The organism is Mycobacterium talmoniae, assembly GCF_001854525.1.
Taxonomy (GTDB): Bacteria; Actinomycetota; Actinomycetes; order Mycobacteriales; family Mycobacteriaceae; genus Mycobacterium; species Mycobacterium talmoniae.
The window spans coordinates 23,067-29,454 of record NZ_MLQM01000047.1 but is presented as its reverse complement, the minus strand read 5'-3'; the positions used below and the strand labels follow the sequence as shown (position 1 = coordinate 29,454).

Genomic DNA, 6,388 nt, shown 5'->3' with positions numbered 1-6,388 from the left:
CGCCGATCGCGCGGCCGGGCTGCTGCAGCTCGGCGAAGTCGGTGAACTGTTGCGCCAACTCGCGGGCGGTGTCGAGCTGCTCGGCCAGCACCAGCGCGGTGATCTGGGCCAGCCCGATGGTGAACCGAAGCAACCCGGGATGCTCGGCGTCCAACGCGCGGCGGGCGGCGGGTTCCACGTCATCGATTCGGCCCGGCTCAACGCTTTCGACGCACCGGCGATGTCGCCGCCGCGGGCCAGCGCGGTCGCCAGCTGCATCAGCGACAGCGGCCCCCACGAGTAGCCGGTGCGTTCCAGGGCGCCGGCCGCCGGGCCGAGCAGAGCCGCGGCCTGGGCGTGATCGCCGGCGGCGAGCAGCACCTCGGCGAGCAGCACCTCGCCGATCGCGCGGCCGGGCTGCTGCAGCTCGGCGAAGTCGGTGAACTGTTGCGCCAACTCGCGGGCGGTGTCGAGCTGCTCGGCCAGCACCAGCGCGGTGATCTGGGCCAGCCCGATGGTGAACCGCAGCAACCCGGGATGCTCGGCGTCCAACGCGCGGCGGGCGGCGGGTTCCACGTCATCGATTCGGCCCTGCCGCGCCGCGCACAGCGCGGCGGCGCTGCCGGCCCAGGCCACCGCGGTATCCCCGGCGTCGACCGACGCCAACACCCGGTCGGCGACCTCGACGGCGCGGTCCAGGTTGCCGGCGTTCATCGCGAACGTCGCGGTCAGCGCGTCCAGCGTGGTCTGGGCGCCCGGGGTGGTGACCCGGTTGCGGGTGGTCTGCAAAAACGCGGTGGCCCGCTCCGGCTCGTTGAGCATGAAGAACTGGTTGGCGGCCCGCGGCAGCGTCCACGCCATCAGCTGGGGCTCGGGCAGCCCGGCCGGGTCGACCGCGGCCAGCACGGTGTCGGCCTCCCGGCCGCGGCCCTGATACCCCAGCGCGTACGCCAAGGCCAGCCGGGCCGGCAGGCCCGCCCCGCGGTCCAACGCCGCGGTGGCCAGCCGTTCGGTCAGCGCCAGGTCCCCGAGCCGCAGCGCCTGCTCGGCCGCCGCCACCACGTCGTCGACCGGTTGCGGCGCGTCGCTGCCGGCGGCCAGCGCCGCCAGCCGCAGCCGGTCACTGACATGGGTGACCGGGTGCTGATCGAGCAGCCTGACCAGCTCGGTGCGGGCCCGTCGCACCCCGTCGCCGCCCAGCGCGACCAGCGCGCGTGCGGCGAACAGCGGGTGGGCGGTGTACACCACCGGGTCGGGCCCGCGCCCGCCGCGCAGACGGGTTTCGACCGCGCCGAGTTCCTCGGCGCGCGCGATGGCGTCGTCGCCGGTCAGGCCGCCCAGATCGGTGCGCGCCAGCGGCTCCTGCACGGCCAGATAGTTCAGTACCGCCCGCGCCTGCGGCGGCAATTCGGCGAGGTACGCGTCGACCTCGGCGGCCGAGGTGGCGCCGCCGGGCGGTTCGATGTCGAGGCGGTCCAGCAGGCCGTCGGTCCACAGCGCCGCGATGGCCGCGGGGGCGGTGTCGGCGCGGGCGGTGACGATCATCCGGGCCACCCCGGCCAGCGCCAGCTGATACACCAGGGTGGCCGACAAGACGTCGAGGTATTGCGCGTCGTCGACGACCAGCAGCAGATCGCCCTCGCGGGCATCTTTCGACAACGAGGCGCGGGCGGCCCGCAACAACGCGGCCGGCTTGCCCAGGTCGGCGATCTCCACCAGGTGGCTGAACGCCCCGAACGGGACCACCGCCTCGGTCGGGGTGCCGGTGACCCAGCGGATGAGGGTGTCCGGGTGCTGGTGGGCGACGTGTTCGGCGGCCAACCGGGCCAGCGTGGATTTGCCGACCCCGTCGGGTCCGAGCACGACGGCGCCGGTGCGGCGCAGCGCAGCCGACAGCTGCTCCAACTCGGCCGCATGTTGGGGAACGTTCCACCGAATCGGCATCGCGCGGGAGTTTACGGGGCCCGATAGCCTTTCGGATGTGAACTGGGCGGTGTGTGTGTACTGCGCGTCTGGGCCGACGCGCCCGGAGCTGCTGGCGCTGGCCAGCCAGGTCGGTGCGGCGATCGCCGACCGCGGCTGGACGTTGGTGTGGGGCGGCGGCAACGTGTCGGCGATGGGCGCGCTGGCCGTGGCGGCGCGGGACCGCGGCGGGCGGACCGTCGGGGTGATCCCCAAGGCGCTGGTGCACCGCGAACTGGCCGACGTCGACGCCGACGAGCTGATCGTCACCGACACCATGCGGGAACGGAAGCAGGTGATGGAGGACCGCGCCGACGCGTTCCTGACGCTGCCCGGCGGCATCGGCACACTCGAGGAGCTGTTCGAGGCGTGGACCGCCGGCTACCTGGGTTTCCACGACAAACCGGTGGTGATGCTCGACCCGCACGGCCACTACGACGGGCTGCGGGCCTGGCTGTACGGGCTGATCGACGACGGCTACGTCCGGCAGGCCGCGCTGGATCGGCTGCTGGTCGTCGACGAGCTGGATGCGGCGCTGGCGGCCTGCGCGCCCCGCTGAATCTGCGTCGACCGCAGGCTCAGGCCATTTCGACCAGCGGCGACGTCGGGGATACGCTTGGCCGCCAAGTAGAGCGAAACGAGGGATAACGTGTCTGAGCACGACTCCGGTGCCCGCACCTCGGTCGGGTTGGTTGATATCGCGACCCGGGTGCCCGGCGTGCTGGCCGATCTGCCGGTGATCCTGCGTGGCCTGCGCACCGGCCTGCTGGTCCAGCCCAACTTCAAGACATCGATCGGCAAGGTGTTCCAGGACCGTGCCGCAAGCTACGGCGACCGGGTCTTCCTGAAGTTCGGCGACCAGCAGCTGACCTACCGCGAAGCCAACGCCACCGTCAACCGCTACGCCGCGGTGCTGGCCGCGCGGGGCGCCGGGCACGGCGACGTGGTCGGGATCATGCTGCGCAACTCACCCAACGCGGTGCTGATGATGCTGGCCGTGGTCAAATGCGGCGCGATCGCCGGCATGGTCAACTACCACCAGCGCGGCGACGTGTTGGCCCACAGCCTGGGGCTGCTCGACGCCAAGGTGCTCGTCGCCGAGTCCGACCTGGTCGGCGCCGTCACCGAGTGCGGCGCGGTGGCCGACCCGATGACCATCGAGGAGCTGGAACGACTCGCCGCCACCGCGCCCACCGGCAACCCCGCGTCCGTGTCGGCGGTGCTGGCCAAGGACACCGCGTTCTACATCTTCACCTCGGGCACCACCGGCTACCCCAAGGCCAGCCGGATGACGCATCAGCGGTGGCTGCGGGCGCTGGCCGGATTCGGCGGACTGGGCATGCGGCTCAAGGGCTCCGACACCCTGTACTGCTGCCTGCCGCTGTACCACAACAACGCGCTGACCGTCGCGCTGTCGTCGGCGCTGGTCGCGGGGGCGACGCTGGCGCTGGGCAAGTCGTTCTCGGCGTCGCGGTTCTGGGATGAGGTGATCGCCGCCGACGCGACGGCCTTCGTCTATATCGGCGAGGTCTGCCGCTACCTGCTCAACCAGCCGGCCAAACCGACCGACCGCGCGCACAAGGTGCGGGTGATCTGCGGCAACGGCCTGCGCCCGGAGATCTGGGACGAGTTCACCCGCCGGTTCGGCATCCAGCGGATCTGCGAATTCTACGGCGCCAGCGAGGGCAACACCGCGTTCCTGAATATCTTCAACGTGCCCAAGAGCGCCGGCATCTCGCCGACCCCGCTGGCCTACGTGGAGTACGACCCGGAGACCGGTGAGCCGCTGCGCGGCGCGGATGGTCGGGTCCGGCGGGTGCCGGCGGGCCAGCCCGGACTGCTGCTCAGCCCGGTCAACCGGTTGTCCCCGTTCGACGGCTACACCGACCCGGCGGCCACCGAGAAGAAGCTGGTACGTAACGCATTCAAGATCGGCGACTGCTGGTTCAACACCGGCGACCTGATGAGCCCGCAGGGGATGGCGCACGCCGCGTTCGCCGACCGGCTCGGCGACACCTTCCGTTGGAAGGGCGAGAACGTCGCCACCACCGAGGTCGAGGCGGCGCTGGCCGCCGACGCGGGCGTCGAGGAGTGCGCGGTCTACGGCGTGGAGATTCCGCGCACCGGCGGCCGCGCCGGGATGGCCGCGGTCAAACTCCGCGACGGCGCCGAGTTCGACGGCGGTGCGCTGGCCCGCACCGTCTATGACCGGCTGCCGTCGTACGCGCTGCCGCTGTTCGTGCGGGTGGTGGAGTCGATGGAACACACCACCACGTTCAAAAGCCGCAAGGTCGAGCTGCGCGAACAGGCCTACGGCCCCGACATCGAGGACCCGCTGTACGTGCTGGCCGGCCGCGACGAGGGCTATGTGCCCTACTACGCCGACTACCCCGACGAGGTGGCGGCCGGTAAGCGCCCGCAGGGCTGACGCCCGCGGCGTTTTCGCCGAGATCGACGTTTCGGAGACCGCCACTCGACGTTTTCCCCGGAAACGTCGATCTCGGTGCATGAGCGGCGCATGAGGGTTGACCAGCACTGTGCCGCGGCGACCAGGCACCATAGACGGGTGCACTCCACCCTCTGCGGTCGTCCGGTGGCCGGCGACCGCGCGCTGATCATGGCGATCGTCAACCGCACCCCGGACTCCTTCTACGACCGGGGCGCCACCTTCAGCGACGAGGCCGCCAAGGACGCGGTGCACCGCGTCATCGCCGAGGGCGCCGACGTCATCGATGTCGGCGGCGTCAAGGCCGGGCCCGGCGAACGCGTCGACGAAGACGCCGAGATCGCCCGGGTGGTGCCGTTCATCGAATGGCTGCGCAGCGCCTACCCGGACCAGCTGATCAGCGTCGACACCTGGCGGTCGGCGGTGGCCACCCGCGCGTGCGCGGCCGGCGCCGACCTGATCAACGACACCTGGGGCGGGGTCGACCCCGACCTGCCGGTGGTGGCCGCCGAATTCGGGGCCGGGCTGGTGTGCTCACACACCGGCGGCGCGGCGCCGCGCACCCGCCCGTTCCGGGTGTGCTACGGAACGAGCACCCGGGGTGTGGTGGATGCGGTGATCGGCGAGGTCACCGCCGCGGCCGAACGCGCGGCGGCGGCCGGGGTGGCGCGGGATCGGATACTGATCGACCCCACCCATGATTTCGGCAAGAACACCTTCCACGGCCTGGCGTTGTTGCGGCACACAAAAGATCTTGTTAACACCGGATGGCCGGTGTTGATGGCACTGAGCAACAAGGACTTCGTCGGGGAGACTCTGGGGGTGGGTTTGACCGAACGCCTGGAGGGAACCCTGGCGGCCACCGCGCTGGCCGCCGCGGCGGGGGCCCGGATGTTCCGGGTCCACGAGGTCGGGCCCACCCGGCGCGTGCTGGAGATGGTGGCCGCCATCCAGGGCGAGCGCGCCCCCGCGCGCACCGTGCGGGGACTGGCGTGACCCGCGCCGACGACGATGCAGAGCGTAGCGATGAAGAGGAGCGGCGCTGATGACCGAGCTGGCTGACCAGGCCCTGGCCGGGTTCTCCGGTGACGTCTGGCTGTCCGAGCGCACCTGGAGCCGGCCGGAGTGGACCGTCGCCGAGTTGGTGGCGGCCAAGGCCCACACCGGGCGCACGGTGTCGGTGGTGCTGCCCGCCCTCAACGAGGAAAAGACCATCGAATCGGTGATCGACAGCATCACCCCGGTGGTCGGTGGCCTCGTCGACGAGCTGATCGTGCTGGACTCCGGGTCCACCGACGACACCGAAATCCGGTCGATCGCCGCCGGGGCGCGCGTCGTCAGCCGCGAACAAGCGGTGCCCGAGATCGCGCCGCAACCCGGCAAGGGCGAGGCGCTGTGGCGGTCGCTGGCGGCGACCAGCGGCGACATCGTGGTGTTCATCGACTCCGACCTGATCGACCCCGACCCGATGTTTGTGCCCAAGCTGGTCGGCCCGCTGCTCACCGGCGACGGCGTCCACCTGGTCAAGGGGTTCTACCGGCGCCCGCTCAAGGTCAACGGGACCGAGGACGCCAACGGCGGCGGCCGGGTCACCGAACTGGTCGCCCGCCCGCTGCTGACCGCGCTGCGGCCGGAGCTGGGCTGCGTGCTGCAGCCGCTGGGCGGCGAATACGCCGGCACCCGGGAGCTGCTGACCTCGGTGCCGTTCGCGCCCGGCTACGGGGTGGAGATCGGCCTGCTGGTCGACACCTACGACCGGCTGGGTCTGGACGCGATCGCGCAGGTCAACCTGGGGGTGCGGGCCCACCGCAACCGGCCGCTGGACGAACTCGGGGTGATGAGCCGCCAGGTGGTCGCCACCCTGCTGTCCCGCTGCGGCATCGGCGACTCCGGGGTGGGCCTGACCCAGTTCTTCGCCGACGGGGAGGACTTTTTGCCCCGCACCTCGGCGGTGTCGCTGGCCGACCGGCCGCCGATGAACACGCTGCGCCCGCGCTGACC

Annotated in this window: 5 protein-coding genes; 4 read left to right on the top strand and 1 reads right to left on the bottom strand. The window is 71.7% G+C overall.

Features of this window, described 5'->3' with window-relative positions; translation table 11 throughout:
• A partial coding sequence (locus BKN37_RS11180) for an ATP-binding protein (RefSeq protein WP_242657208.1) occupies positions 1-1,923 on the bottom strand: 1,923 nt, incomplete at its 3' end.
• Between the two features lie 37 nt (positions 1,924-1,960).
• Here BKN37_RS11180 and BKN37_RS11175 point away from each other — a divergent pair.
• From BKN37_RS11175 to BKN37_RS11160, 4 genes are all read left to right on the top strand, one after another.
• Positions 1,961-2,500: an LOG family protein gene (locus BKN37_RS11175; protein WP_071025601.1), complete on the top strand. Its 540-nt coding sequence runs from the start codon at positions 1,961-1,963 to the stop codon at positions 2,498-2,500.
• 90 nt (positions 2,501-2,590) lie between these two features.
• Positions 2,591-4,369, top strand: a complete 1,779-nt coding sequence (gene fadD6, locus BKN37_RS11170) for a long-chain-acyl-CoA synthetase FadD6 (RefSeq protein ID WP_071025598.1) — start codon at positions 2,591-2,593, stop codon at positions 4,367-4,369.
• Between the two features lie 189 nt (positions 4,370-4,558).
• A complete protein-coding gene (gene folP, locus BKN37_RS11165; protein WP_242657209.1) occupies positions 4,559-5,383 on the top strand; it encodes a dihydropteroate synthase in 825 nt (274 codons plus the stop codon).
• Between the two features lie 49 nt (positions 5,384-5,432).
• Positions 5,433-6,386, top strand: a complete 954-nt coding sequence (locus BKN37_RS11160) for a glucosyl-3-phosphoglycerate synthase (protein ID WP_071025592.1) — start codon at positions 5,433-5,435, stop codon at positions 6,384-6,386.
• Positions 6,387-6,388: the final 2 nt, after the last annotated feature.

Bases quoted from the DNA above. Each gene is read 5' to 3' on its own strand.
- folP (WP_242657209.1), top strand. From the start codon at position 4,559: ATGGCGATCGTCAACCGCACCCCGGACTCCTTCTACGACCGGGGCGCC.
- BKN37_RS11160 (WP_071025592.1), top strand. From the start codon at position 5,433: ATGACCGAGCTGGCTGACCAGGCCCTGGCCGGGTTCTCCGGTGACGTC.